Consider the following 26,371-nt stretch of genomic DNA (forward strand, 5'->3'; position numbering starts at 1 on the left):
CGTTATTCCGCCACTATTTCCGCCATAAACGGCTGTATGTCAAAATTCATCATTAACCTTGTTTTTCTCACTATTTCCAAATCGTCATGTTTAGCCGTTATTGTTAGCACAAGAAAGTTGCCTGGCAAGAAGCTTACATCATACTCGCTATCCCTGCCGGTTATCTCCTGCCAGCTTTGATGATTTGCGTTTCCGGCTTGTTTTAGCGCAATAATTTGCTGTGCCTGTTCCGCACCAAATAACCTTTCCAGCAATCCATTCGGTGAATTGTAAAGGTTAAATTGTAATGTCGGTAGTTGTGTCATTTCGGCGGACTTAATAGCTTTATTTCCTGAGTCCACCATGCGCAACTCCTTCAGAGACGGTACGATACCACCACGCATTTCAGGAGTTAGCACGGTTAAATTGCCACCTCCCTGATACTCTGTAATTAACTTGGCACTGCTTTCGCCCAGTAATTTATCCAGATACTGGCCACCGTACATAGAACTCACTAAACCGTCGTCATCCTGTACCGTGAATGTCAGGTTGCCCTGTTTAACCGGCGTACTGTCAAAGCGATAATCGGCTTCTTTTACTCCACTGGTATTATCTTTAACTGATACCAGTAAATCATACTTCAATTGCTCTTTGAGGCTATGCGCCTGTAATACCAACTGTGCCTTTTGCTTCAATGCTATAGCGGTCTTGATCTGACTCCGGGAATCCTTACTTAATTCAATGGTCAAAATTAATAACATTGCGGTGATTAACAAAACCTGAACTAAAGCAACGCCCCGCTGCTGTCTGATGTTATTCATTGCCCTGCCCGTAATTTTGAATGTATTCAGGGATAAACTGTAAAACGGGAACCTCTAACAGGGAGTTGCGATTGTCAATCGCAATGGTGATCCGGATGATGTTAGGGGTGACCATTGAGTCTCTGCCGCTGTAGGCACCATACCAGGCCTGGCTGAATCGGTCCGGGGACTCCAGAGCTGTAAAATATTCATCCACATGTCGCCAGCCAAAGTATTCGAATTGCAACTCATCGAACCTAAAATCAAATCTTTTTTCGTAGGTATATTGATGGTCCGCCTCGTAATTAAAAAACGGGGATTCAACGATAGGTTTTTCGCGATACACCAGGGTTCTGGATTCGCCGTCGGCAACCACGCTCAATTCAAAAATAGCGGCATTCCCGGGTTGGCTTATGGCGTGTTCAGTGACACTGCGAATGAGTGTACTTGCCCCTTCAAAATAATGCCCCCAGACATTTTCTTCAAACTTCACCATGTGCGGTCTGATATTTTTAATAATTGAATGGATTTGCACTATGTTTTTCGCGGTTTGTAATTTCTCATCAAACTGCCCCATTTCTTTGTGCCAATACACAGAGTACTGGCGATAAGCCATGGTTCCGATGAACAATACCATGATAAGGATGGTCATGGTGATAAGTAGCTCAACCAGAGAAAAACCAGTCGATTTTGAGGACTTCATATTGCAGTCCAGGTGGTTGTCTTAAAGGAAAAATCGTCACTGCGAAATTTACTATCAACAGACAGGCTCACTTGCCACAATACCGCATTACCCACAACGTCACCTGAACCACCGCTACTCATGCCTACCGCTGTGTAAGAGTTGACAGCCGCAGACTTCAATGTTTTAGCCTGCCAACGGTAAGTGACTCCCAGAAAATAACCATTTCCTGAAGTATCGCCATTTTTGATCTGCAACCCGATGTGTTCAGCCAAAAGCGGTGCAAAACTGGTAGATAAGGTATAGTCTTCTGCAGTCTTTTTACTTTTGACGGCACCGTAAAAAATGCCTGAACAGGCACTGATCACCATAAACAAAATAAAAGAGGCGACCAATACCTCTATCAGCGAAAAGCCGGCTGTCTTTTTATTGGAGTTCACAGCGACTGTAGACCTAAGGTGATACGTCGGCCATTGAGCACATAAGACAGCTGACTTCCGGAAAAAAAACCAGCAGGATTTATGTGTAATTCTCCGTCCTGAAAGGTCAGATACTCAAACTGCAAAATATGAACGCTTTTATTTTCTCTTAGTAATCTCAAGGAATTAGCGGTTGATTTTACTGTTAGTTGTTTTTCGTGAATAAAAGCCTGATGACTGCTTTGCCTTAAAAATGACTTTAGTCTTATTTGTTCAGCTTTGGCTTTGAATTTAGTGATGGAATCAATGGTCAGCCCACCAACAAGGCTTATTGCCATAGCAGAGATCGTTATCACGATTAACAACTCTATTAGCGTAAAACCGGAAGACCTCTGCATCGCTGACAAGCCTGACTAAAGTGAAATATCATTAACAGAAACAACACTGAGTAACATAGTGATAACTACACTACCTACAATCCCACCCATCACCAGTATTAACAGGGGTTCGAGGATATTTGTCACTCTATTGGTCCAATTTTCAAACTCAGTTTTGGAACGCACCGCAATTTCATCAAAAATCCGTTCTAATTCGCCGCTTTCTTCACCCACTTCAAGCAGCGAAACATAAAAGTCGGGGTACAGTGGAGTCATGCCAAGACTGGTAGAAATAGCACCACCTTTTTTGATTTTTTCATTGGCGATTTCAAGGCTCTTGCGGATGATGGCATTTTTGATATTTCTGGTTGCTGAAGCAATGGCAACATCGACTTTGACACCGGCCGTTAACATCAAAGACATGGCTGAATTGAACCTGATACATTCTGTCTGTTTGATAAGATTTGATAAAACAGGTAGTGCAAATGCTCGCTTTGCAATCAGGCTTTTCAACGCCGGATCATTGCGTTTGTGATACAGATAAGCGCCGACAATGGCCGCTAAAGCCACCAACCACAACTGATATTTCAGCATCCAGTTACTGGTATTGATCAAAAGTGCGGTGTATACCGGTATGTCATCGCCTTCAGCAAATATAGACGCCATTTGCGGCACAATATAATTGAATACAAACACCAGACAGGCAATACAGACAAACAGGATCACGGCAGGATAAGTCAGCGCCTGAGTAACCTTGGCTTTGAGTTCTTTTTTAAACTTAAGATCGTTGGCCAATCCTTCAAAGACCTGCGGCAACTTACCGGATTTTTCCCCTATCGCAATCAGATTCAGATACAGAGAGTCAAAGACTTTGTCTTTGGTATCAAATGACTCAGCTACACCTTTACCCATTTTCAGGTTCTTAAGTATTTCATTAACCAGATTTGCCAAACCACCGGATTTACGGTTTTTAGCAACAATCTTAAGACCCTTATCAATTTTCACCCCGCTATTGAGCAGGATTGATAACTCAGAGGTAATAAATTCCAAATCATTTAAGGTGACCGAATCTTTACGCCAGGGAAACTTAATGACGCCTGAGTCAGCGATTGGCTTGACATAAGTCACCAGCATACCTCGTTGCTGTAACTTACTTCGCGCTTCAGCGATATTTTCCGCCTCTAACTCAGACTCTTCAACATGACCATCCTTATCATAAACCTTATAACTGAAAAACGGCATCAGGAGCATACCCTTAATACTTCGTCAATCGTTGTCAGTCCCTGTGAGGCTTTCAGTAAGCCGTCCTCTAAAAGCGTTCGATTGCCGGAGGCCTTGTTGTGCGCCCTCGCTTCCGGAATAAAATAACTGTCTTTGTCCATCGCGCGAATAGCGTCGTCACAAGGTAAATACTCCATGATTGACATTCGGCCTTTGTAGCCATTGTTATCACAATGTTCACAACCGACAGCTTTCACAAATTTCGGAGAAGCGATGTTTGCCTTTGCCAATAGCTCCGCTATATTTAAGCGTTCATGCAATTCAGTTTCATCATCTACCACAGCACAATGAGGACAAACCTTTCTTACCAGACGTTGCGCCATCACAGAAATAATCGCAGCATTGAGCAAAAATTCCTCCACACCCAAATCCACTAAGCGGGTATATGCGCTGGGCGCATCATTGGTGTGTACCGTAGAAAATACCAGGTGACCGGTAAGCGCTGATTGCATAGCAATGCGCGCGGTTTCCTGGTCCCGAATTTCCCCCAACATAATAATGTCAGGGTCCTGACGTACAATACTGCGTAAACCCGCAGCAAAATCAAAACCTATTTCAGAATTCACCTGTACCTGATTGATACCTTCTAACTGATATTCCACAGGATCTTCCAAAGTGATAATTTTAACATTGTCACTATTCAGTTCATTGAGAAAGGTATAGAGGCTGGTAGTCTTACCACTACCTGTTGGGCCAGTTAATAAAATAACACCGGCTGTTGATTTCAGATCCTGGCTTATCTTTTGACGAATATCAGGGGAAATACCCAAAACATCCATGTCATAGGTGACTGAGTCTTTGCGCAAGAAACGCAAAACCACACTTTCGCCTTTGTTCAGCGGCAATGCAGAAACACGAATATCCAGTTCAATGTTGGCAATTTTGGTTTCAATTTTACCGTCCTGAGGACGCCTTTTTTCCGCGATATCCATATTTGAAAGGATCTTAATACGCGAAATAACCGGTAAACTGAGGGTTGAGGGTAGTACCCCATCATCATTTAACACACCGTCAACGCGATAGCGTATGCGGTAACGCCCAGCCACAGGTTCCAGATGTAAATCGGAAGCTTTTAGTTTAAGTCCTTTAGCAATCAGACTGTTTAACAGGTTTACTGTCGGCGCTTCAGACGCCAACTCTCTAAGGCGATCTTCTTCCAGTTCGTTCAGCGTATGGCTTTTTTCAGCGGTTTCCTGATTGAAGTGCTCAGCGATTAAGCCATTTATCAGATCTTTAGATGCGATCGAAAACTGAGGCTCATAATCATTTTGCAGTAAGTATTGGTTAACTTCCCAGTCAAACGGATCCGCACATATAAAATGAGCGTTTTCCGGTAAAGGGAGCCAGCTGTGTTTAACCAGATACTGAACATCAAGCGCTGCGGCCCACTCAGGGAGTTCATAGTCTTCGCTCAACACATCAATATCTGTAAGTAACTGGACTGATAAAAGACTTGAAAATAAATTGGGAAGCGCGTCTTCTGACAAACTTCCCATGTTAACCAACAGTTGTTCCAGCCTACCACCAAATCGCTGTTGGTAATTTTTGGCTTTTTCCAGATCTACCGTTGAAACCTGAAACTCCTCAACCAGTAATTTTTCCAGATTCATCCGCTTACTACGATATCCTGATTTTCACCGTCGCCACCTTCGCGGCCATCTTTACCGAATGATTTAATGGCATAAGGACTGCCTTCGCCACCTGGTACCTGCAATTGATACTCATTTCCCCAGGGATCCAATGGGATCTCTTTGCGGATGTATGGACCATCCCAACCGGGTTTACTGCTATTGCGCAATTCTTCAAGATTTGACGGATAATCGCCAACATCCAGGTAAAAAGTATCCAGCGATGTCTCGAACATTTGCATCTGTGCTTTAGCGGTACTTTGCTTGGAGCTTCCAATTTTTGAGAACATCTCGGGAGCAACCAAAGAGCCCAACAAACCAATAATGACTATAACAATCAATAACTCAACAAGCGTAAAACCAGAATTAACTTTCATAAACTTCCTCTTAAGACTGACACACATCTTAAAGTGCAACTATTAACTAAGGCTGAATAAAAAAGGCTTAATTAAATGAAGGCCTTTTTAACAAAAATTTGCGGATGAATTTACTGACTCTCCAGGCGTGTTTCAGTGCAAAAAAGTACACCACAAACAACATCATGAACGTGGTAAACATGAAGCTTTCCGGCCACTGATAGTATTCACCACATAAGCCAAATGCCGCCAGTATAAGAGAGATCAGAGTGATGAACACCAGAGCAGATCGGGCTGATAATCCTAAACGCATCACAATGTGATGAACGTGTTCTTTGTCAGGTTTAAACGGGGAGCGTCTTTTTAACAGGCGACGGATGGTAATCGCACACATATCAAGAAACGGCACAGCAATCAGCCACAATGCTGTTACCGGCCTGAAGGTAGTTTGCTCTCCTTGTGTACCGATAACCAAAAGCCAGACAATACTTAACCCGACAAACATGCTGCCAGCGTCTCCCATAAAAATTTTCTTTGCCCGTCCGCCAATAATGCCCAGATTAAAGAATAAAAAAGGCACAATAGAAGATGCCAGAATTAGCGGTAAAACAAATAAAGGTTCTCCGCCAAACATCATAAGCAAGGCAATACCGGCAAACGCCACGAGACTAAGCATACCGGCTAAACCATCAATACCATCGGTCATATTAAAGGCATTAATGGCAGCAATAGTCGCAAGTATCGTTAATGGGTAACCAAACCAACCTAGCTGAGTACTTAAACCGAATAAAATATCACCAAAGTTTGTCAGGTGAATCCCCGCACCATAAACCATCAGTGATGCAATTAAGATCTGAGCAATAATTCTGACGCCAACGGAGAGATCTTTGTAGTCGTCCAGTGCTCCCAGTAATACGATAAGGCCGGCCGAAATCAAATAAATATTAATCAACTGACCTTGTGGCAATAGCACCGAGCTTGCCGTTAATACGCCTAAGTAAACGGCAATCCCGCCCACCAAAGGCACTTCACCGGAATGTATTTTCCGGTGATTAGGAATATCCACCAGCCCTACCTTTAGCGCAAAAGGTTTAACCAGTTTAATTGCTGTGTAACAGCCTAACGAAGCCAGCAGCAGTGCAAGAATTGTTGTAGTTGTTATCATGTTATCCCCTATAAGCTGCCAACTGCGGCAATAGTCACTGCAAATTGATACATAATCTGTGAAGCACTCGTCCATAAGGTCAGATTATCCACATGACTACTATCAAAGGGCACAACTATGGTATCTCCCGGATTAACCGCAAAATCTTTTTTGCCGGAAGATTGATACCAAAAACCGTCTGAATCCGGAATAACGACTGAACCATTAGCCTTTATAATGTAAGTTCTTTCTTTGTCTGCAAAACCTTTAAAGCCACCACTTTGATTAATGTAAGCGGTATAAGAAGCGTCATCTTCGTACAGGTGGCTAGTGGGTACGTATACCTCGCCAATGACATTCACCGTATTATTCAGACCCGGCACCACTAAAACATCGTCATCTTCCAGGGCGATATCCCTTGCCTGACTTGCCATAACTTTTGGTAAATCAATAACTAATCTGCCAAGGGCCTTAACACTAGTTAAGTCTCTCAATAATTTTTGTATTTCGCTGTAACTGACTAACGAGCCAGCGCCGCTGTCTTTACGCAGACTTTCAGAAGCAATTTCCTTGCGCAGGTCTTCGGTGAGACGTCGTAAATTTTCAGCCTCTTGCAAACGCAAAGATTTTCTGAGAAACACTGACGCATTAGGGTCTGCGTATTGAGTCAACCCTCCGGCGCGTGCCAGGACACTGGACAAGGTTTCTCCACGACTGATGGTATAAGTCCCCGGAAATGTAACCTCTCCTCTTAACTCGACACTGAGTTGTTCCTGCCATTCAGGATTTCTGAACACGTTAATACGATCCCGGCTTTGCAAATCAAACTGCACCTCCCCAGCCACTACTCTTTGCGGGCTGAACTGGATATTGTTAACCTGTAAATCGCCACTTTCGGTTTGATTATATCTAGTGATTTCGGATTGCTGTGAAAACGCGGATTCTGAAAGGCCACCGGCGGCTAAAAACACATCCGACAGATTGCCATTATCAGGTAAAGGATACAGTCCAGGGTATTGTACGGAACCCGAAATTTCCACCAATTTTAAGGGACGCTCAAATGAAGCATGGATACGCAATTTTTCGATAATAGGTGCTAATAGTCGGGTACGGGAATAAGCGGTGGCATCGTGGAATTTACCCAGATTTTCCATTTCTAACTGCGTCAGCCTGATTAGTGGCTCAGTTGAGTTTGTTGGGTTCAGCGTATCCTCTTCGCTTTCCAATTCTTCCAGCTCGGCCGCCTGATAATTAAAACCGATTTGCTGCCAAAACAACCGTTCTTCGATGCGTTCCTTCCAGGCTTGTTTTTCTTTGTCTTTTAAACCTGATTTGGTCAACGCCAAAGACTGAATATCTTCATCACCAAGACTGGTGGACTCTACCTGAGAAAAGAAAACAATGATGTCTTCTTTGCTAAGCCTAAAGTCATGGTTGCTGTCACCGGCTAATAGTTTCGCTGGCTGGAATTGCATAATTTGTAGATTTTCACCGGTCTGATAATCCCTGAGTATCAGGGCATAATCTAAATCCACTTCGGCTAACAGATCTTTTTTGCGATTGCGGATAAGATTGCTTAGCTTAAGGTTCTCATACCATTGCACCGGTCCCGGACGCGCAACAGCGCCCACCAGGGTAACAGCACTATCGAGACTATCAGACACCCCTGACACATCAATAACATCGCCACTCTCGACACGAGTATTCATTTGCGATGAACTCACTGTCAACTGTGTAATAGCCCCATCAGAAACCCGCTGAACATTGACTTCACCCTGATAGGCATCAGAGGCGAATCCTCCGGCAAGTTTAATAGCCTCAGCAAAGGTGGTATTGTTTTTTAATTCATAGATAGCGGGACGTCTTACATTGCCCTTGATGGTAACCGAAGATTCGATCGTTGGAATAAAGACCACATCACCGGGCTGTAACAAGGCATCATTTTTGGTATTGCCATTAGTCAATAGCTCATACAGGTCCAGAGTAGAAATAGTTTTACCGGCGCGCTTCAACTGAATATTGCGCAATGAAGCAATATCATTGACACCACCACTTAAAAATAACGCCTGAGTCATGGTAGTCAGAGAACTCACCGTATAGGCGCCGGGTTTATAGGCCTCACCAAGAACGAAGATACGCATACTGCGCAATTGCCCCATGCTCACATGGGACTCCACACCTAACAAATAGCGGGAAATTTCTGCTGAGATAAAGGTTTTCGCCTCGCTGAAAGTCAATCCGGCAACATTCAATGGGCTCATGGAAGGGATCACTATCAATCCTTCACGGTCAACCTGCAACGTATAATTCTTGTTCTCTTTTCCGTAGATTTGGATCTCGAGCGTATCACCAATTCCCAATAAATAATTTGCCGGAACCGGGGAATCTGTGGCAGGTGCAAAAGTAGACGGACTACCTGCGAATAATTCATACCCGTAAGGTTTTAGCTCCTGGCTTTCGATTTTCAAAAACCTGGCGATGGGATCTTCGTAACTGACCGGGTTTCCCAGCTCATCAAACTCAGTGCCTCTGGGATACACTGTCGTATCTGTGGTATCTATATTGGGTTGACTTGCTGCACCACTGCCGGATAGGTAGGACTGGATCATCGAATAATCCATACCTAATTGTTGAGCCAAAATCCGCTGTTGTTGCACCGGCAAGCGTTTAAATTGTTCAATTTGCTGTGCGGTTGGCGCTTGATTATATTGCGCATTGACAATGAATGCCGTCATACCTAACAGCAATGCAAATAGTGTCGTTAAAACTCTTTTTTCCAACATATGAGTTCGAATCCAATCCTGTGCTTAATTATTGGGCTGAAGACTTTTTTATAATTATGATTGTTTACGTGCAGGTTACATCACACAAAACAACGCGCATTTTAACTCAATTGTTTGAGAAAAATCTCTACAATTTGTATTTAAAAACGCAAAAAAGGCTCCTCAAGGGAGCCTTCGCAAAATAACAGCGTATTTCGGTTATTTTTCTGCCAGCTTTTCCCACTTATTAGTTTTAAACGTTAGGAGCAGGATAACTATTCCAATTGCAATACTAAATAAGCTGATTTGCAGATAAAGGTTGGGCATTTCAGCCACGTTCTCCGGATCAAAGTTACCCGCCAACAGGCCGGCAACGACGTTACCTATGGAGTAGGTTAAGACAAATACCCCCATCATCTGTCCCGCGAAGCGCTTTGGTGATAATTTACTGACCGCACTCAACGCTACCGGGCTCAGGCACAATTCACCAACTGTATGCAGGAAGTAAGTGGCCACCAACCAGTATGGTGCTACCTTTAAACCCGCAGCCGCATATTGCGCAGCAAAAAACATCACGATAAAACCAGTGGCCATTATGACCAGACCCAAGGCACATTTAAATCCGTATGAAGGACGAATCATGCGTTTAGCCAGATTTATCCACAAAGCAGCAACAAACGGCGACAAGGTAATAATGAATAACGAATTTAAAGACTGAAACCAACCCGTAGGTATTTCAAAGGTGCCAATGAGTCGATCAGTATAATCGCGACCAAACAGATTTAGCGAGGAACCTGCTTGCTCGAACCCCGCCCAGAAACAGATGGAAGCAATACAGACCAAAAACAATGCCCCGAGACTACGCTTTTCGTTGCCATTGAGGTTGCCGGTGAAAAAGATAAAGGCGAAATAAGCCAAAAATACAATCGTAATAATGGTCACAACATATTGCGCTACAATAACCGGATCAATCGTCAGTGCTCCGCTCATCATCGCCAATATAACAACTGCAAGTCCGACCAAAAAAGCGCCAATGGCAGACCATGCCATTTTGTTACCTTTCGGTGACAGAGGCTCCAGCGGTTTTGCGCCGGCACCGTCCAGGCGACCGGCCGTCTTGCGAAATTGAATAATACCAATCCCCATCCCGATAGCCGCGGCACCAAAGGCATAGTGATAACCGTATTCAACCTGCAACCAACCACACAAGAAATAGCCAAACACTGAGCCCAGGTTTATCCCCATATAATACAAGGTATATCCGGCGTCCCGACGCTGATCTTCAGCGCTGTATAACATTCCGACCATTGCACCAATGTTAGGTTTTAGCAAACCAGTCCCCAAAACCACCAGCACTAAACCCAAAAAGAAAGTCTTATCACTGGGTATCGCCAATACAATATGGCCGGCCATAATGATCCAGGCACCGTACCAAACCGCTTTTTGGCCGCCAATTAATCGGTCTGCCATCCAGCCGCCAGGTAGCCCCATAAAATAAACAGCTCCGGTATACAAACCATAAATGGCGGTTGCCGCAGCGACGGTAATACCTAGCCCACCTTCCTGCATCGCCGCAGTCATGTAGAGCACCAGTAACATGCGCATGCCGTAATAACTCATGCGCTCCCACATTTCAGTGAAAAATAGGGTTTGCAAACCAGCCGGATGACCAAAAAACTCTCTCGGTTTCTCAGCGGTTGAGGGGGAATTGAGGGTGGATTCACTCATTATCGATTTCTGCCTGTTAGGAATAATTTTTGGATATGTTCTTATTGTGATTTGTTATCTGAATGTATTGCCTGGGTTAGTTTTCCTTGCAGAAGGCACTAACCGCAGCGTCGTGTTATACAAGAAGTGTCGGCTAATCTCAAGCCACATCTGTCAAATGTTACAACCTTGTTAACAAAACAAACCGGAATTTTGCACACAGATAAGGTGCCAAAGGAAAACTTTGATAGAATCATCAACAGATTAGTATTCAGGAAAACTTAATGAAATTTTATTTCACCCATCGCTCTTTACCAGAACTGCAAAACAAATCCCTGTCAGAGCGATTAGAGGCGCTGCAAAACGCGAACAACAAACTGACGCCGCCTGAGCGATTGTTGCTTAATCTGTTTAAGCTATTCGTGCTGGTGCCGGTGTTTGCTTTGATATTGCGGGCTGGTGAAGATTGGAAAACGCTAATCTGGGCGGCGCTGGTCATTGCGTTATACCCATTATTGATTCGGCCAATCCAATTTAATATGTGCCGAAAATACCTGAAATGAACAGGCACACCGAGGTGCCTGCCAATGGGATTTATTGTAATCAGAACTCTTCGAGTAACGCATCCAGCTCAGCGTCTTCTTCACTGGTCAGTTCAGGCTCCTGCACCTTACCGTCGGTGACCTTGTGTGCCAAATCCTGGAAATACACATCTTTTACAAAAGCATAGCTATCCAGTGAGTCATAGATAAGTTGCTCCTGCGCCATAAGCTGTGCCCGGGCTTCCAATGCTTTGATTGCACCAGAAAACACCGTGAAGTAGATATTTAAGTCATCGATGGGCCAGTAAGAAGAATCGACAATATCACCGGACGTACTTCGTACATCACTGGGACCCATTCCCGGTATCATCAGATACGCACCTGTGTCCACTCCCCATTTACCCAGAGTTTCCCCGAAGTCTTCCCGCTTTCGCTCTAACCCTAAATCGTTTGCGACATCAAACAATCCCAAAATACCAAAAGTGGAGTTCAGAGCGAATCGACTCAGACTCACCAGTGAATCGGACATCTTACCCTGCAACAGATTGTTTAACGTATTGCCCGGCTCATCCAGGTTTCTGACTGCGTTATACAAACTGCCTCGCACCAGCTCTGGTGTGTAATCAACGTAGGCTACGGTAACAGGTCTGAGTACATGTTTATCTAATATGTCCCAGTTAAACTCCCAAAACGTCCGGTTGACAGATTCTAAGGGATCTTTATTTGACGCTTGTGCCTGCTCCTGCACCTGTTGATTCGAGGCACAGGCAGAAGTCAGCAATAGCAACACGAGAATACCGAAAAATTTGCTCTTCACTATAATTCCTTGTCTATCAAAATGGCTTGTTCAATGGTGTTCCCCACAACAATAGGAACCGTACTTTGCCCCTGCAAATCACCGGCCTCGGCAGTCACCATATTATCACTGGAAATACGGGCAATAACGCGCCCCAAAGTCAAACTGGACAACTGATAATTTGGCAGCATGGCATTAGCATCCGCCAATGTGACAGAAATTGAGCCCGAGGCGTTCAGATTGTCTACAGGGAGCTTAACAACGGCTGCCGGCATACGGTTGTCAGATTCAGCATCCTGAACAAATACGAATAGTTGCCCGTCGGCCGGAACCTTGTCACGTAATATAGGGGCAATGGAAACGGAAACAAGTATTTTTGTTTCTGCCTGCTCCATTGCTCCACGCTGAGCTTCCGAACCAGTACGCAACTGCGCCAATTGCTGCTCAATCGTTGCCTGCATCGGGTCGTTTTCATCCAGCCGCGCCCGTAGCTCCTGCCAGACGTCAATTGACTGTTGAGTTTTGTTATTGCGGGACAAAGTCACCGCCAGTAAGCCCAGCACATTATCGTCTTCCGGTGAAATTGTTCGCAAGCGCAATAAAATACGTTCTGCTTTGCGCATATTTTCTGACTCAGCGGTGACCAGTAACGCCTGAGCCAGACTAAACAGTGCGCCAGGTCGTTCGGGTTCAATGGCCAACGATTTATTGAACGCATCAATGGCCCCTTCAAAATCTGAGAAAGAAGACAACACGCGTCCCAGTAATAACCATCCCACAGCATCGTCCTGTTGCCTGCTGAGTTTGGTTCTTAGTGCCAATGCAAACTCCGCCAACTCCTGACGAGATATCTGTTCATCAGCCTGTACCACAATACGCTGGCCCAACTCGGGTAACTTTTGCTGCGCCTGTAACCAGGACTCCACCTGACTCAATTGGTTATTGTTGATATATACCCAGGCAGTGGTAACCAAAATGACCAAAAACATGGCGACATAAACCACCAAACGCATTCTTTTATTTTCAGTGGATGTAATGCCGGAAGCAGAATCTAATTCATCCGCTAAATTCAATTTAGCTTCAATAACCGCCTCATCATAGTCTTCTGCTGTTAATAACGATTCCGTTTTTTCCTGTTGTAACTCATTGAGTCGTTGCCGGACTATTTCCGGGTTACTGACCGCGGATTCTTTTTGCTTTTCGGTTCGTGTCGCCCGCCAAAACGGGATCACTAAAAACAATACAAAAAGGATGAGCAGACCTGTCGCGCCTGCATAAAACACCGTCATTGCGTATCCTTTAGCGCTGATTCAGCGCGTTTTAATTTTTCAATCTGCTGGTCATCAACAGACCCCGTAATGTTCTGCGCTACATTCTGCCCGTCATTCCGACGCCGTTGATAAATAAAATATCCAAAACAAGTGAGCACGAACAACACAGGACCAAAATACAACCAAAATGTCACCGGGGTCATTGGTGGCTGATAATGGACAAATTCGCCATAGCGTACCTTCATAAATTCAATCACTTGTTGTTTATCATTACCTTCCAGTAATAACTGATGCACCTTGCGCTTCATGTCATTGGCGATCAGTGCATTGGAATCCGCGATATTTTGATTTTGACACTTCGGACAGCGCAGTTCTTTGGTGAGCAACAGAAAATCAGCTCTTTGCTGAGGGTTTTCAAACTGATATTTTTCTTCGGCGTTGGCAACCAGGCTAAATACTAAAACCCCAAAAAACAGAACCCATCGGCTAACCATTTTTCTGCTCCAACATAGCTTGTTGATAAAGCGCTAAGAATTTGTCTTGCCAAACCCGCTCATTTAAATCGCCAACATGATGCAAAAGTACCCGACCGTGCATATCCACCAAAAAGGTTTCCGGTGCCCCGGTTACACCCAGATCCATAGAGTAGTCGCGGTTTACGTCGAAAATATTAAACTGGTAGGGATTGCCCAACTGATTTAGCGTTTGGCGTATATCAGTACGGATTTGCTGCAGGCTTTTCCCGCCAAAGTCCGGGTCCAGGTCCTGTTCAAAATACAAGCCTACAATTCTTACCCCCTGTTCCCGAAGAGACGTTAAAAAGGGTAACTCAATGGCACAGGTCACACACCAGGTACCCCAAACGTTAATTAAGGTCACCTGATTTTCAAATACCTGTCGCGTATAAAGCTGATCCTCATCCATTACATCTGGCAGAGAAAATTCAGGCAGTTGCCTATCGACCTGTGTGGATACCTCGTACCTGGCTTCGGAAAACAGCCCCTTGACCAGAAAGAAAGTCAAAAGCAGAAATAGCACCAGAGGTAAAAATAAAAGTAAGTACTTCTTAACCAAAATCAGCTCCTGTACCTGCTATTTGTCGGTTTTCTATATTCTTAGCTTGAGTTGCTTTGCTGACACAGACCAGGCGATAACGTTTGTCCATGATGGATAGTAGTGCACCCAAGGCCATTATGGCCGCACCCAACCAAATCCACAGAACAAAGGGTTTAACATACACTCTTAGGCCCCAGGAGCCATCAGTAAACTCGTCCCCTAACGCCACAAACAAGTCTCGAAGCAGGTTGCTGTCAATACCGGCTTCGGTCATTACATTGCGCTGCACCGGATAAAAGCGCTTCTCCGCCAGCAACTCAGTAACAAATTCGCCGTTTCGGATCACCGTCACGACTCCGCCATCCGCGCTGTAATTTGGTCCTTCGATGTGCCGTACCTGCTTAAAGGTAAACTGATAATTCTGCAGCTCCACACTGTCACCGATGTTCAGCCGGACTTCGCGCTCCTCACTAAAATTGCTGGTCAGGGTTATACCCAGTAAGGTAACGGCAAATCCAAGGTGGCCCAGCACCATCCCCCAGTGACTGCGGGACAACTTGCGTAAATTTCGCCAGTTGATTTGCTGATTGGTACGCAACAAAATTTCCTGGATGGTAGTGAGCACGATAACAAATACCAAGAAGGTCCCCAATACCGCTAACATAGAGAATCGTTCAAAGCTGGTCAGCAGCAGTGCAGTCATTACCAAACCCAACAATACTGCCCACAAAAGCTGACTCTTTAAATCACCGATAGCCTGGCGCTTCCAGCGACTCATTGGCCCCATTGCCAGTAATACAACAAACGGCACAATTAACCAGGTAAACATCTGATTAAAAAATGGTTCTCCCACTGAAATAGACCCCAGCCCCAGCTCCTTGTGCACCAAAGGCAGCAAAGTACCTAATAACACAACAATGGTGGCCGCAGTTAAAAAGACATTGTTGCCTATCAGCATCATCTCTCGGGAAACCAACTGATAACGACTGTTACTCTTTAACATAGAGCTGCGCATGGCAAACAGCGCCAGCGAACATCCAATAACCAGTACCAACAAGCCAAGAATAAACAATCCCCGTTCGGGATCACTGGCAAAGGAATGCACTGAAACGATAATGCCGGAACGCACCAAAAAGGTCCCCAGCAAACTTAGCGAAAATGCAGAGATCGCCAACAATACGGTCCAGGCTTTGAACACCTTGCGCTTTTCAGTTACTGCCAAAGAGTGGATCAGCGCGGTACCTGCCAGCCAGGGCATAAATGATGCGTTTTCCACCGGGTCCCAAAACCACCAGCCACCCCAGCCAAGCTCGTAATAAGCCCACCAGCTTCCCAGCGTAATCCCCAGGGTTAGAAACCCCCATGCTGCCAGTGCCCACGGCCTTGCCCATCGCGCCCAGGTGGAATCCAGACGGCCAGCCATCAATGCTGCAATGGCAAATGCAAACGCCACGGAAAATCCGACATACCCCATGTACAACATAGGGGGATGAATAATCATACCGATATCCTGCAGTAAGGGATTCAAATCCCGGCCATCGACAGGGAAATAAGGTAATAAGGATTCAAAAGGGTTGGAGGCCAGAATTAAAAACAAATAGAAGCCCAGGGCAATCGCTCCCAGTACACCCAAAACTCTTGCGACCATGATAAGCGGTACCCCGCGGCTGAAAATGGCGACGGCACATGTCCACCCCGACAGCATCAACATCCAGAGTAAAAAAGAACCTTCATGCCCGCCCCAGACTGCCGTGTATTTGTAGTAGACAGGCAACAGGCTATTGGAATGATTCGCCACATATTTGATGGTGAAGTCATCAGTCACAAAGGCATGAGTCAGTGCCATATAGGCCAGTAAGGTAAATGCAAACATGGCGAATGCCATCGGTTTTGCCATGATGAGTAAACGCGGCTCACCTCGAATTGCGCCAACAATGGGATAAAAACCCAGACACATTGAGGCCATCATGGCCAGGATTAAAGATAGTTGCCCCAGCTCAGCGATCATCAGTTGCGACCTTCAGCATCATAGATCTGTTTTGGCTTTTCATGCCTGATACCTTTCATTGCTTCAGCCAACTCGGGCGGCATATATTCTTCATCGTGTTTGGCCAGGACCTCATCGGCCATAATGGTATTAGCATCCAGTAATTTTCCGGTGGCTACAATACCCTGCCCTTCGCGAAACAAATCCGGTAGCAATCCTTTATAAATAATCTTGACCACTGGCCCAACATCCACCAGGTTAAAGGTGACCGCCAGCTCCTTTTGGTCGTGTTCCACAGAGCCTTCAACCACCATACCACCTACCCGCAGACGCTGTCCGGGTACCGGCAAACGACCGTCTTTACCATTGATAATCTCGCTGGGAGTATAAAACAAATCAATATTTTGATTTAACGAATACAACATTAAACTCACGGAAATAGCAATGAGAGCAACGATGCCGGTCACCGCCAAAAGGCGCTTTTTACGTCTGGGATTCATGACTCTGTTTAGGCTCCAAAAAGTAAATTTTAATGGTTACGAATTATCTGGCTGACTGGACTTTTTCGCAGCTCTGGCGGTTTTTATTCTCTGTGCCCGGGCCAGCTCCTGTTGCGCCTTACTAAACAGCAACTTGCTTTGCCAATGCCCTGCAAACCACATGACAATGAGTAAGAAAAATGAAATACCGAACGCCATCCAGACATAGAATCCATAACCGCCCATGGCAAAAAACTCACCGATACTGGCAAACTGCATAACTACTTCACCCCTGCCTTTTTCACCATTTTTATCACCCAGGGTCGTCGGATTTCCCGCAAAAAGATCTCATTTTGCAATCGGCGACACACCAATCCGGCACACAAAATGGCCAATGCCACTATATTTAACAATAAGGGCCACAGCATTTCAGGTGCCATTGAAGGCTTGGCAAATTTGGTTATTGTGGCCCCCTGGTGCAGGGTATTCCACCACTCTACCGAAAAGTGAATAATTGGCAGATTAATAACCCCCACCAGCGCCATCACAGCAGCCGCTTTGCCGCCCTGAAGCTTATCCTGAAAGCTGGCATAAAGTGCCATTACGCCGAAATATAAAAACAACAAAATCAATTCCGATGTCAGCCGGGCGTCCCACACCCACCAGGTGCCCCACATGGGTTTACCCCATGTAGCTCCAGTCCAAAGAGCGATAAATGTCAGGCAGGCCCCGATGGGGGCGATACTGACAATCGCCATATAGCAAGTTCTTACCTGCCAAACCAAACCAATGAAAGCGCAGACTGCCATCCCGGAATAGAACCCCATCGACAAGATGGCAGAAGGCACGTGCAGATAGATAATTCTGAACGCATCCCCCTGCTGATAATCGGCAGGGGCAAACAGCAATCCCCATAGGGTACCAATAAGCAGTGCAAAAGCACCCACCAGCAGAAACCAGGGGGCAAGTTGACCAGCCAATTTATAAGTGGCTTCTGTCTTAGCGTAAGGATGTAACCATTTCCACATTAATGATGACTCACTTTGATAGCATAACTAATTGCGTAGGGACATAGCGCAAGAGCAAAAATCAACATGGCGCCGATAATGCCTAATTGCCCATACCAGGTCAATTGCAGCGCGGCATTGTTGATGGCTGCAGTAGCAAAAATTAGTAACGGGATAAATACCGGTAACAATAACACCGCCAGTAACACACCGCCCTTGTTGATAGATAAGGTTAGTGCCACGGCAATGGCGCCAACCAGACTTAACAGCGGCGTGCCTACCAATAAGGTACAGAGTAACGCCCAGTACATATTGAGCGTCAGGTTAAGAAACAAAGCCAGCAAGGGAGAAATCAAAATCAAAGGAACAATAACGAACAACCAGTGACAAAAAAGACGTGTCATCAGCATCATGGTGAGACTGGCTGGTGACAATAAATATTGCTCTAACGTACCATCCTGAAAATCGTCGCGGAACAAATGCTCAAGCCCTAACAGTGCACTGAGCAAGGCAGCCACCCAAATGACCCCGGGGCCAATTAGTTGCAAGGTATCAGGACCGGGGCCAACACCCAGAGGAAACAAACTGACGACAATCACGCTAAACAGCAGCGGCATCATCATTTCGGCGCTGCCTTTTGCCAGCAGTGAAAATTCTTTTTTGAATATGGCGCAGATCGGGTGCATCAGAGTTGATACTCCAGGCGCAGTTCCTTGATCTTGATATCTGATGCCAACTGCCAATGTGAGGTAAACAACAACATGCCTCCCTCACTAATATGTTGTCGAAGTTTGTTTTCGAGCAACGCTCTTGAGTCCACGTCCAATGCATTGAAGGGTTCATCCAGAATGAGTAAGCTCGCCTTTTTCATCCAGATACGGCACAGACTCACCCGTCTTTGTTGACCGGCAGACAGATTGGCCACAGGGATATCCTCAAGCCCTGCCAGTCCTAATGTTGCAAGCAGCGGATAAGGATCGATTGTCTCGGCCAGTTGCTGAACTCCGGCCCAGAATTTCAGATTTTCGATGGCACTCAGGTGTTGATTTAACGCCAACTTATGCCCCAGATACAATAAGCTGCGGTTGTAGTCCTGAGTACATTGCGAAATTGGCTCATCATTCCAGTGAACGGCCCCCTGCTGAGCCTGCGATAAACCGGCCACAATGCGCAATAAACTGGTTTTACCCGCCCCATTGTCTCCGACGATGTGCCATGCCTCCCGGCTACATACCTGAAAGGACAACTGCGAAAAAAGTTCTCGATCTTGTTTAATACACTGCAGATCTGAAACGGTGAGACGATCCAAGCCCAATGCTCCTAATTAATGCCGCGAGAATATACCATATTTCTGCCGGGTATTTTTATGCTATAGCAATAATTTCTTCTGTGTTCTGATATAGAATGACAATTCCACTACAATTTAAAATTGTAAGAACTGAAAATTCAGTAATTTATTACAAATGCCGATAGACTGTACGTATGAGCACGTTTTCTGGTTCTGGTGTTGTAACCGCAAATATTCAACAAGCCTCGAATTCAAATTCGACAGGCACACTATCGTCCAGTTTTCAGTCGGTTAGTAGTACAGGCACTGTGGCTATAGTACAACAGACCAGCAACGCCCAGCTCACCTTAAGCACAGCAACAGGCAAGCTGACAGTACCCGCGCCAAAGATACCCTTGCCCCTTGAATCAGGTAAAGCAATATCCTTTAAGTTAAATCCTGACACATCAGCAAATTTGCTCGATATTAGTGCCAAATACCTCAAACAACGCATTGCTTTGACACCTCAGCAATCTCAATTGTTACTGCAGCAAATCACCCAAAATCCCGCCAACATCGCAACACCGGTAGAGGTTAAGGCGAATGTTGTTGCTATTCAGGCCAGTAGTATCCAGGTCAGTGTTAATGGCGAGACCTTGAACTTGCCGGTCAAATCACCACAACGATATACCCTGCAAGAAGTGCTTAAACTGCAAGTTCACGCTGGCACACTTGGCTGGGAAGCCAGGATAAACGCAGGCGCAACACAGGAGTCATTGAGAGTATCACCCGAAGACGTCGCAAAAATATTACAACAGGTTACACCTAACAAAACGCTGGAATTGTCTTCCAACGGACGACAAGCCGTTCACCCGGTGCTGAATAAACTCACCGAAAGCCAGCTGCCCGAATCTATTCCAAGGATACAAGTACGTAACCAGGAAGACCGGTTACTTGTCCAACTGGATTTTGGCACCAAACCACTGGCCACAATTCCATTGGAAAAAGCTCAGATGAATCAACTGAGACAATTAATGCAAAATCTTCAGACGTTAACTGACACCCCGTCGATGGAGCGCGCGACACAAGCAAAAGTCACGGCTAATAATCTTTCATCGGCAAATCCGGTCTCAGACAAGAGCCAAGCCATGACCTATAAAATACCTCACGACAGGCAAGCACAACCGGTGTCACCGGATATTGATAAAACAATTGCAGAAAGCCAAAAACAGTTTACCCAACTTAACGTAAACAAAGTGATTCCGGAAATAAAAATCAGCGAACAAAAACAGCAGCAAACACAGAGCGTAAAATCAGCTCCGGAACCAAACAGCGACAATGATGTAAAAGCACCTAAATTATCCAATGCTGCACAACAAATATTACAGACGTTAAAAACACTGCAATCCAGTTCCATGCCCAACATGCAGGAATTGGTACTTAAGAATATTGAAAAATTGATGGTATCACTCAGTACTACCCGGGAATCATCACAGCCGCCATCATCACCCACTTCGACTATAAAACCAGAAGTAATATCAGCAGCCCTGCGCAGTCAGGCAAATCAGGTTTTAAACACCATTCGCGGCTTATCCGAGCAAGTGACCAACAGCTCAGAAACCCAGTTACAAAAACTCGCACCGGCGGTGGATGAAATACTAAAAAATCTGAATGTGAATGAAGAGCTAAAGCATTTTGTTCGCAAACAGGTATCGTCCTCTGGAACCGATGTGAATAAAGCAGCCACATCGTTACCAGACATGCAATCTATCCGTCAACTATTACAATCCCCGGCACTTCCCATTACACCGGTAAGTATAATATCTCCTCCCGCAGGTGGCATGGTGGCTGGTTTAATTAATCTTTTGCAAGTATCTCTGGCGGCACGACTGAGTCGCAACAATAACGAACTCACTGAGAAAATAGCAAACAACATCAGCAATATTGTTGCCGGCAGTGGAAAACAGTCCACGACTGGCAAAACGTCAGGCACAGGTGTAAAAGACTTATCTCAGATTGATCAAAAGCACAATCTGGTAAAGATGTTGGGAGATCTGGTTAATCACCATTCAAAACAAAAACTGCAAAACGCAGAGCGTACCTTGCAAGGCCAGGAAGCCTTTTATTATGTGTTGCCGTTTCGACAAAGTGAACAACATGCCAGCCCTGAAATTTTAATTACCCGGGACAAGCCTGAGGAGCAGGACAAGCACAATAAAACTACCGACAACAAAGCCTGGTTACTCACGATGAAACTGCCGGTAGGCGATTTGGGCGAACTGTTAACCAAAACAAAAGTCAATGACGACGCTATCAAAGTAGACTTTTATGCATCCAACGATTCGCTCAAAGACACCGTAATGGAATATCTTCCGTCGTTAAAAAAACGCTTCGACACATTGGGGCTCAACCTGGAAATTGGTCGCTGTGAACGCGGTCATATTCCTGAGCAACTAGCGCAAAACCCTTATCAGATATTGCAAACCAGAGCCTGATATGAATACAGATTCAGATAAACAAAACAAACGTGCAGTTGGACTAAAGTATGACGGTAGTGATGCACCGACTGTAGTAGCCAAAGGGTTTGGGGATTTAGCCGATGAGATCGTCAGCCTGGCGAAACAAAGTGGGGTATTGGTTCACGAAGATCCCTTCTTAAGCGAACTCCTGGCCCGCATGGATCTGGGACAGGAAATTCCAGAAAATCTCTATTACGTCATTGCCGAACTCATTGCTTTTTCTTATCTGCTACAGGGTAAGACCCCGGAAAATTGGCAGCCGAAACCGGGACAGTTATCCTATAAAACATAGAAATAGCTAACGTTCAATCTCAAAATAACGGAGATCTTAGACTTACACGCAAATCAATGTTGAGTCTCCCTTGCAATTTCAAGTAAGTATTGCCCGTACTCAGAATAATCAACCTCTTTACCCAATCGAATTAGCTCAGTATTGCTAACCCATCCTTTTCTGTAGGCCATTTCTTCCAGACAAGCTAACTTAAAACCTTGCCTTTCTTCAATGGTCTGAACAAATTGACTGGCCTTAAGCAAACTATCTGGCGTGCCTGCATCCAGCCACGCAAACCCTCTCCCTAGAATTTGAACCCTCAATTTATTTTGCCGCAAGTAATAATTGTTGATATCTGTAATCTCCAGTTCTCCTCGCTCCGAAGGTTCCATAGTTTTAGCGATTTCAACGACATCGTTGTCAAAAAAATATAAGCCTGTTGCTGCAAATCGACTTTTGGGAAATTCCGGCTTCTCTTCTAATGACAATACCTTGCGTTCATTATCAAATTCTATTACACCAAATCTTCCAGGGTCTTTAACCTGATAACCAAAAATCGAAGCTCCATTCTCAAATTCCATTGCTGACTCCAACTTGTTAAGGAAGCCTTGCCCATAGAATATATTGTCGCCTAAGATGAGACAAACCTTGCTATTAGCAATAAAATTGGCGCCGACTTTGAAAGCTTCAGCGATGCCATTGGGTTCTTCCTGAACCGCATAAGTTAAACTCACACCAAATCGAGTCCCATCCCCCAACAATTCTCTAAATAAAGCCTGATCTCTTGCGGTTGTGATGATGAGAATTTCTCTAATGTTAGCCAACATAAGTACCGACAAAGGGTAATAAATCATCGGTTTGTCATAAACCGGTAGTAATTGTTTTACTGTGCCTTTGGTAACCGGATACATTCTCCCACCAGTTCCTCCTGCTAAAACGATTCCCTTATAGTCCATTTGTTTTATGTTCCAGTGCGTTCTTAATCCAGATTTGGTTTTTAAGGTACCATTTGATGGTCAATTTGAGTCCTGACATTAAACTCACTTGCGGTTTCCACCCCAATTCTCGTTGTAATTTACCGTCATCCAAAGCATAACGACGATCATGCCCAGGGCGATCCTGGACAAACTGGATCTGATCTACATAGGACTCTTTTGATGGCATCATCTGGTCCAATAAAATGCAAAGATGATTGAGTATTTCAAGATTAGTGATTTCATTATTGCCGGCTATGTTATAACTCTGCCCGATTTTTCCGTTTAACATAATGGAAATAATCGCATTTACATGATCATCGACATACAACCAATCTCTGATTTGACTACCATCTCCATATAACGGTAGTTCTTTTCCTTGAATGGCATTGTTTATCATAAGAGGAATAAACTTTTCGGGATATTGGTATGGACCATAATTGTTAGTACAGAAGCTCAACTTCACTGGCAGCCCATACGTCCGATACCAGGCATTGACCAAATGGTCGGCGGACGCTTTAGTTGCTGAATATGGTGAGCTAGGATTATAACGTCCTTCTTCAACCATTGCAGGGGCACCACTACTCAAATCACCAAACACTTCATCAGTGGATATTTGGTAAAAAGTAAAAGATTCTCGGTTTTTTCCTCTTAGCTTTTCCCAATACTCCCGAGCAGCTTCCAACAATACAAATGTGCCCATTATGTTAGTTTGCAAAAAAACCTCAGGCCCGCTGATCGACCTATCGACATGAGATTCAGCAGCTAAATTAATAATTGCGTCAGGTTTAAAGTGGTTAATAATTTCAGATATTCTTGCTTTGTCAGATATATCAGCCTTAAAAAATTGGTAACGATCACTACGTACTGCATTGGAATGTGTATGATTTGTCCCTGCATAGGTCAGTTTATCTATGTTTAATATTGAAAATTCGGTTGTGGATAACAACTTTTTCACCAACCTGGAACCAATAAAACCAGCACCGCCAGTTACAATTATTCTTTTTAAATTTTCCATAACCCCTAATGTACCCTGTCCCTATTGCGATATTTCACAACTTTGCATTTGAATTTCTAGCTTTAATTTAATCATATAAAAAAAACCGCTTTACATATTGGATTGGCTCATTTTGCTGTGTGAAGGCTCATCACCAGCTCGGCCTCCGCGCGAGGTAAGTCACACTCCTGCATAATTTCTTCAATGGAGGCGCCGGAAGCCACTAATTTACTGGCTTTGGTGTAGAGACGGGAATTAGGGTCTTCGGTCTCCAATGTTTGCAGCTTACTCTGTAAGGCCTGCACATTTTGCTGCAATTCATTAAACTCAAATTGTCTGACCATGTCTTCCGGTTCTTTGTGTTGCAGTGAAGTGAGTTTTTGTGACATGCCCTGAGTCGCCATTCGAAGCTCATTGAGAAACTCTTCCTGTTGTTTCTGTTTTTGCTTGAGGTTGCGAATTTCACTTTCCAGCGCAGCAATGCGCGCATTTTCAGTCCGTTGTTTGAGAGCAAAAATCCCCCAAACAACCACATTGAATAGCAGAGCACCGATAGCTATGACAATCGCTTTGTTGGCTACCCAAAATTCCATTATCAATCCTCTTTATCAGCGCAAATCAATGGTTTAATCACCATACTACTCTCTGTTGTAGATATCCTCAAAGCGAACAATATCGTCTTCACCCAGGTAAGCACCACTTTGCACTTCGATCACCTTCAGTGGCAGTTTGCCCGGGTTGCTCAGTTGATGTTTTACTCCCACCGGAATATAAATAGACTCATTCTCCGCAAGAATTTTTTGTTCTTCGCCTAAAACCACAAGAGCGGTACCTTCAACCACCACCCAATGTTCAGCCCGGTGATGATGGAGTTGCAGGGATAATGAGGCGCCGGGTTTCACCAATAGCTGCTTAACCTGATAGCGTTCACCGTTTTTAATGGCATCATAGCTGCCCCATGGTCGGTGCACAATCCGGTGATGCAAACGCTCCTTTCGGCCCTGTTGTTGCAGTAATTCCACCACCTGTTTAACACCCTGCGACGCTTTTTTATCGACAATCAATAAGGAATCGTCGGTATCAACAATCAACAGATCATTCACGCCCACTATCGCCGTTAGTTTTTCGTGAGAATGCACCAGACAGCCCGAGCTATCCTGACTGATAACATCTCCAATCAGCAAATTATCGTCCTGATTTTTTTCTGCCTGTTGCCAGATAGACTCCCAACTGCCTATATCGCTCCAGCCCACATCCAAGGCAACAGACACCACGCGGTCTGATTTTTCCATTAACGCATAGTCTATGGAAATATTTTCACATTGCGCAAAAGCCTCCGGGTCCAGTCTTAAAAAGTCCAGATCCTGCTTCGCAACAGCAATCGCCTGAGCAGTATTCTCTACAATGCGACTTTCGGTTTGGTTGAGTTCGGCTAACAATACATCAGCACAAAACATAAACATGCCGCTGTTCCACAGATAATTGCCATCCGCTAAAAATTTGCATGCGGTATCCAGGTCAGGCTTCTCTACAAACCGGTTTACTTCAAAGCCATTGCCAACCGGCTTGTCAGAAGTATGAATATAGCCGTATCCAGTCTCTGGTTTATCAGGTGTGACGCCAAAGGTAACCAGATAACCACCTTGACAGATTTCGATTCCTTGCTCCAGCGCCTTAGTAAACCCGCTAACATCATTGATCATATGATCGGCAGGGAATACCGCTATTATAGCGTTTTCATCAATTCCCCTGGCCACATGAGCCGCAGTAGCAATGGCGGCCGCCGTATTTCTGGCAACGGGTTCTAATATGATTGCCCGTGGTGTAATGCCCACGGCCTGTAATTGTTCTCCTACAATAAAACGATGTTGTTCACTGCAAACTATAATTGGATCACCAAAAGAATGGGTTCTCATTGCAGCCAGTTGCAACATGGTATTACCCGCCCCCGTTATGTCGATAAACTGTTTGGGGTATTGTTTTCTCGACATTGGCCACAATCGGGTACCGGCGCCGCCGGAGAGGATCACCGGGATTACGCTTTGTTTTTCTTTAGGTAACGTCATTTCT

27 protein-coding genes are annotated in these 26,371 nt (G+C 44.8%); 3 read left to right on the forward strand and 24 right to left on the reverse strand.

Annotated features, from left to right (window positions below):
• Positions 1–2: 2 nt before the first annotated feature.
• The 10 genes from LJ740_RS12345 to LJ740_RS12390 all read right to left on the reverse strand — a co-directional run bounded on the left by LJ740_RS12345 (position 3) and on the right by LJ740_RS12390 (position 11,156).
• The gene (locus LJ740_RS12345) at positions 3–800 is read right to left on the reverse strand and encodes a hypothetical protein (RefSeq protein WP_229529393.1); all 798 of its coding nucleotides are present in this window, start codon (positions 798–800) and stop codon (positions 3–5) included.
• The gene (locus tag LJ740_RS12350) at positions 793–1,482 is read right to left on the reverse strand and encodes a type II secretion system protein (RefSeq protein ID WP_229529394.1); all 690 of its coding nucleotides are present in this window, start codon (positions 1,480–1,482) and stop codon (positions 793–795) included. The genes LJ740_RS12345 and LJ740_RS12350 overlap by 8 nt, the downstream gene beginning before the upstream one ends.
• Positions 1,479–1,901 (reverse strand): type IV pilus modification PilV family protein, encoded by a 423-nt coding sequence (locus tag LJ740_RS12355; RefSeq protein WP_229529395.1) that lies wholly within the window; start codon positions 1,899–1,901, stop codon positions 1,479–1,481. Before LJ740_RS12355 ends, LJ740_RS12350 begins: the two co-directional genes overlap by 4 nt.
• Positions 1,898–2,278, reverse strand: a complete 381-nt coding sequence (locus tag LJ740_RS12360) for a type II secretion system protein (protein ID WP_267498240.1) — start codon at positions 2,276–2,278, stop codon at positions 1,898–1,900. Before LJ740_RS12360 ends, LJ740_RS12355 begins: the two co-directional genes overlap by 4 nt.
• Positions 2,279–2,293: 15 nt before the next feature.
• On the reverse strand, positions 2,294–3,499 hold the full coding sequence (locus LJ740_RS12365; protein ID WP_229529397.1) for a type II secretion system F family protein: 1,206 nt from the start codon (positions 3,497–3,499) through the stop codon (positions 2,294–2,296).
• On the reverse strand, positions 3,499–5,148 hold the full coding sequence (locus LJ740_RS12370; RefSeq protein ID WP_229529398.1) for a GspE/PulE family protein: 1,650 nt from the start codon (positions 5,146–5,148) through the stop codon (positions 3,499–3,501). The genes LJ740_RS12365 and LJ740_RS12370 overlap by 1 nt, the downstream gene beginning before the upstream one ends.
• The gene (gspG, locus tag LJ740_RS12375; RefSeq protein WP_229529399.1) at positions 5,145–5,543 is read right to left on the reverse strand and encodes a type II secretion system major pseudopilin GspG; all 399 of its coding nucleotides are present in this window, start codon (positions 5,541–5,543) and stop codon (positions 5,145–5,147) included. Before gspG ends, LJ740_RS12370 begins: the two co-directional genes overlap by 4 nt.
• A 67-nt stretch (positions 5,544–5,610) precedes the next feature.
• The gene (gene wecA / locus LJ740_RS12380; protein WP_229529400.1) at positions 5,611–6,687 is read right to left on the reverse strand and encodes a UDP-N-acetylglucosamine--undecaprenyl-phosphate N-acetylglucosaminephosphotransferase; all 1,077 of its coding nucleotides are present in this window, start codon (positions 6,685–6,687) and stop codon (positions 5,611–5,613) included.
• Between the two features lie 8 nt (positions 6,688–6,695).
• Complete coding sequence (locus tag LJ740_RS12385) at positions 6,696–9,449, reverse strand: SLBB domain-containing protein (protein ID WP_229529401.1); 2,754 nt, start codon at positions 9,447–9,449, stop codon at positions 6,696–6,698.
• 198 nt (positions 9,450–9,647) lie between these two features.
• Complete coding sequence (locus LJ740_RS12390; protein WP_229529402.1) at positions 9,648–11,156, reverse strand: peptide MFS transporter; 1,509 nt, start codon at positions 11,154–11,156, stop codon at positions 9,648–9,650.
• 263 nt (positions 11,157–11,419) lie between these two features.
• Here LJ740_RS12390 and LJ740_RS12395 point away from each other — a divergent pair, with 263 nt between their 5' ends.
• Complete coding sequence (locus tag LJ740_RS12395; RefSeq protein ID WP_229529403.1) at positions 11,420–11,698, forward strand: DUF6170 family protein; 279 nt, start codon at positions 11,420–11,422, stop codon at positions 11,696–11,698.
• 40 nt (positions 11,699–11,738) lie between these two features.
• On the opposite strand, the gene LJ740_RS12400 is transcribed toward LJ740_RS12395, so the two are convergent.
• Genes LJ740_RS12400 through ccmA form a run of 10 tightly spaced genes read right to left on the reverse strand, consistent with a single transcriptional unit; the run spans position 11,739 to position 19,582 of the window.
• Entirely contained in the window at positions 11,739–12,494 is a 756-nt protein-coding gene (locus LJ740_RS12400; RefSeq protein WP_229529404.1) for an MlaA family lipoprotein, read from the reverse strand.
• Entirely contained in the window at positions 12,494–13,762 is a 1,269-nt protein-coding gene (ccmI, locus tag LJ740_RS12405) for a c-type cytochrome biogenesis protein CcmI (protein WP_229529405.1), read from the reverse strand. The genes LJ740_RS12400 and ccmI overlap by 1 nt, the downstream gene beginning before the upstream one ends.
• Positions 13,759–14,238 (reverse strand): cytochrome c-type biogenesis protein, encoded by a 480-nt coding sequence (locus LJ740_RS12410; RefSeq protein ID WP_229529406.1) that lies wholly within the window; start codon positions 14,236–14,238, stop codon positions 13,759–13,761. Before LJ740_RS12410 ends, ccmI begins: the two co-directional genes overlap by 4 nt.
• Positions 14,231–14,818 (reverse strand): redoxin family protein, encoded by a 588-nt coding sequence (locus LJ740_RS12415; RefSeq protein ID WP_267498241.1) that lies wholly within the window; start codon positions 14,816–14,818, stop codon positions 14,231–14,233. The genes LJ740_RS12410 and LJ740_RS12415 overlap by 8 nt, the downstream gene beginning before the upstream one ends.
• A complete protein-coding gene (locus LJ740_RS12420) occupies positions 14,811–16,808 on the reverse strand; it encodes a heme lyase CcmF/NrfE family subunit (RefSeq protein WP_229529407.1) in 1,998 nt (665 codons plus the stop codon). The genes LJ740_RS12415 and LJ740_RS12420 overlap by 8 nt, the downstream gene beginning before the upstream one ends.
• Positions 16,808–17,287 (reverse strand): cytochrome c maturation protein CcmE, encoded by a 480-nt coding sequence (gene ccmE / locus LJ740_RS12425; RefSeq protein WP_229529408.1) that lies wholly within the window; start codon positions 17,285–17,287, stop codon positions 16,808–16,810. Before ccmE ends, LJ740_RS12420 begins: the two co-directional genes overlap by 1 nt.
• A gap of 36 nt (positions 17,288–17,323) precedes the next feature.
• Complete coding sequence (ccmD, locus tag LJ740_RS12430; RefSeq protein WP_229529409.1) at positions 17,324–17,545, reverse strand: heme exporter protein CcmD; 222 nt, start codon at positions 17,543–17,545, stop codon at positions 17,324–17,326.
• 2 nt (positions 17,546–17,547) lie between these two features.
• Positions 17,548–18,294, reverse strand: a complete 747-nt coding sequence (locus LJ740_RS12435) for a heme ABC transporter permease (protein ID WP_229529410.1) — start codon at positions 18,292–18,294, stop codon at positions 17,548–17,550.
• A complete protein-coding gene (ccmB, locus tag LJ740_RS12440) occupies positions 18,294–18,959 on the reverse strand; it encodes a heme exporter protein CcmB (protein ID WP_229529411.1) in 666 nt (221 codons plus the stop codon). The genes LJ740_RS12435 and ccmB overlap by 1 nt, the downstream gene beginning before the upstream one ends.
• Positions 18,959–19,582: a cytochrome c biogenesis heme-transporting ATPase CcmA gene (gene ccmA / locus LJ740_RS12445; protein ID WP_229529412.1), complete on the reverse strand. Its 624-nt coding sequence runs from the start codon at positions 19,580–19,582 to the stop codon at positions 18,959–18,961. Before ccmA ends, ccmB begins: the two co-directional genes overlap by 1 nt.
• Before the next feature lie 173 nt (positions 19,583–19,755).
• On the opposite strand from ccmA, the gene LJ740_RS12450 reads away from it, so the two are divergent.
• Entirely contained in the window at positions 19,756–22,035 is a 2,280-nt protein-coding gene (locus LJ740_RS12450; RefSeq protein ID WP_229529413.1) for a flagellar hook-length control protein FliK, read from the forward strand.
• A 1-nt stretch (position 22,036) separates the two neighbouring features.
• Positions 22,037–22,351, forward strand: coding sequence for an EscU/YscU/HrcU family type III secretion system export apparatus switch protein (locus LJ740_RS12455; RefSeq protein ID WP_229529414.1), 315 nt, complete (start codon positions 22,037–22,039; stop codon positions 22,349–22,351).
• Positions 22,352–22,404: 53 nt separating this feature from the next.
• Here LJ740_RS12455 and rfbA read toward each other — a convergent pair whose 3' ends face one another.
• The 4 genes from rfbA to LJ740_RS12475 form a co-directional block, all read right to left on the reverse strand.
• Complete coding sequence (rfbA, locus tag LJ740_RS12460) at positions 22,405–23,286, reverse strand: glucose-1-phosphate thymidylyltransferase RfbA (protein WP_229529415.1); 882 nt, start codon at positions 23,284–23,286, stop codon at positions 22,405–22,407.
• The gene (gene rfbB, locus LJ740_RS12465; RefSeq protein WP_229529416.1) at positions 23,276–24,322 is read right to left on the reverse strand and encodes a dTDP-glucose 4,6-dehydratase; all 1,047 of its coding nucleotides are present in this window, start codon (positions 24,320–24,322) and stop codon (positions 23,276–23,278) included. The genes rfbA and rfbB overlap by 11 nt, the downstream gene beginning before the upstream one ends.
• A gap of 107 nt (positions 24,323–24,429) precedes the next feature.
• Positions 24,430–24,894: a DUF2802 domain-containing protein gene (locus LJ740_RS12470; protein WP_229529417.1), complete on the reverse strand. Its 465-nt coding sequence runs from the start codon at positions 24,892–24,894 to the stop codon at positions 24,430–24,432.
• Between the two features lie 45 nt (positions 24,895–24,939).
• Entirely contained in the window at positions 24,940–26,367 is a 1,428-nt protein-coding gene (locus LJ740_RS12475; protein WP_229529418.1) for a mannose-1-phosphate guanylyltransferase/mannose-6-phosphate isomerase, read from the reverse strand.
• Positions 26,368–26,371: the final 4 nt, after the last annotated feature.

Source organism: Planctobacterium marinum (assembly GCF_020687805.1).
Lineage (GTDB): Bacteria > Pseudomonadota > Gammaproteobacteria > Enterobacterales > Alteromonadaceae > Planctobacterium > Planctobacterium marinum.

Coding starts and splice junctions, on each gene's coding strand:
- LJ740_RS12345 (WP_229529393.1), bottom strand. CDS start 800: ATGAATAACATCAGACAGCAGCGGGGCGTTGCTTTAGTTCAGGTTTTG.
- LJ740_RS12350 (WP_229529394.1), bottom strand. CDS start 1,482: ATGAAGTCCTCAAAATCGACTGGTTTTTCTCTGGTTGAGCTACTTATC.
- LJ740_RS12360 (WP_267498240.1), bottom strand. CDS start 2,278: ATGCAGAGGTCTTCCGGTTTTACGCTAATAGAGTTGTTAATCGTGATA.
- LJ740_RS12365 (WP_229529397.1), bottom strand. CDS start 3,499: ATGCCGTTTTTCAGTTATAAGGTTTATGATAAGGATGGTCATGTTGAA.
- LJ740_RS12370 (WP_229529398.1), bottom strand. CDS start 5,148: ATGAATCTGGAAAAATTACTGGTTGAGGAGTTTCAGGTTTCAACGGTA.
- gspG (WP_229529399.1), bottom strand. CDS start 5,543: ATGAAAGTTAATTCTGGTTTTACGCTTGTTGAGTTATTGATTGTTATA.
- wecA (WP_229529400.1), bottom strand. CDS start 6,687: ATGATAACAACTACAACAATTCTTGCACTGCTGCTGGCTTCGTTAGGC.
- LJ740_RS12385 (WP_229529401.1), bottom strand. CDS start 9,449: ATGTTGGAAAAAAGAGTTTTAACGACACTATTTGCATTGCTGTTAGGT.
- LJ740_RS12390 (WP_229529402.1), bottom strand. CDS start 11,156: ATGAGTGAATCCACCCTCAATTCCCCCTCAACCGCTGAGAAACCGAGA.
- LJ740_RS12395 (WP_229529403.1), top strand. CDS start 11,420: ATGAAATTTTATTTCACCCATCGCTCTTTACCAGAACTGCAAAACAAA.
- ccmI (WP_229529405.1), bottom strand. CDS start 13,762: ATGACGGTGTTTTATGCAGGCGCGACAGGTCTGCTCATCCTTTTTGTA.
- LJ740_RS12410 (WP_229529406.1), bottom strand. CDS start 14,238: ATGGTTAGCCGATGGGTTCTGTTTTTTGGGGTTTTAGTATTTAGCCTG.
- LJ740_RS12420 (WP_229529407.1), bottom strand. CDS start 16,808: ATGATCGCTGAGCTGGGGCAACTATCTTTAATCCTGGCCATGATGGCC.
- ccmE (WP_229529408.1), bottom strand. CDS start 17,287: ATGAATCCCAGACGTAAAAAGCGCCTTTTGGCGGTGACCGGCATCGTT.
- ccmD (WP_229529409.1), bottom strand. CDS start 17,545: ATGCAGTTTGCCAGTATCGGTGAGTTTTTTGCCATGGGCGGTTATGGA.
- LJ740_RS12435 (WP_229529410.1), bottom strand. CDS start 18,294: ATGTGGAAATGGTTACATCCTTACGCTAAGACAGAAGCCACTTATAAA.
- ccmB (WP_229529411.1), bottom strand. CDS start 18,959: ATGCACCCGATCTGCGCCATATTCAAAAAAGAATTTTCACTGCTGGCA.
- LJ740_RS12450 (WP_229529413.1), top strand. CDS start 19,756: ATGAGCACGTTTTCTGGTTCTGGTGTTGTAACCGCAAATATTCAACAA.
- LJ740_RS12455 (WP_229529414.1), top strand. CDS start 22,037: ATGAATACAGATTCAGATAAACAAAACAAACGTGCAGTTGGACTAAAG.
- rfbA (WP_229529415.1), bottom strand. CDS start 23,286: ATGGACTATAAGGGAATCGTTTTAGCAGGAGGAACTGGTGGGAGAATG.
- rfbB (WP_229529416.1), bottom strand. CDS start 24,322: ATGGAAAATTTAAAAAGAATAATTGTAACTGGCGGTGCTGGTTTTATT.
- LJ740_RS12470 (WP_229529417.1), bottom strand. CDS start 24,894: ATGGAATTTTGGGTAGCCAACAAAGCGATTGTCATAGCTATCGGTGCT.
- LJ740_RS12475 (WP_229529418.1), bottom strand. CDS start 26,367: ATGACGTTACCTAAAGAAAAACAAAGCGTAATCCCGGTGATCCTCTCC.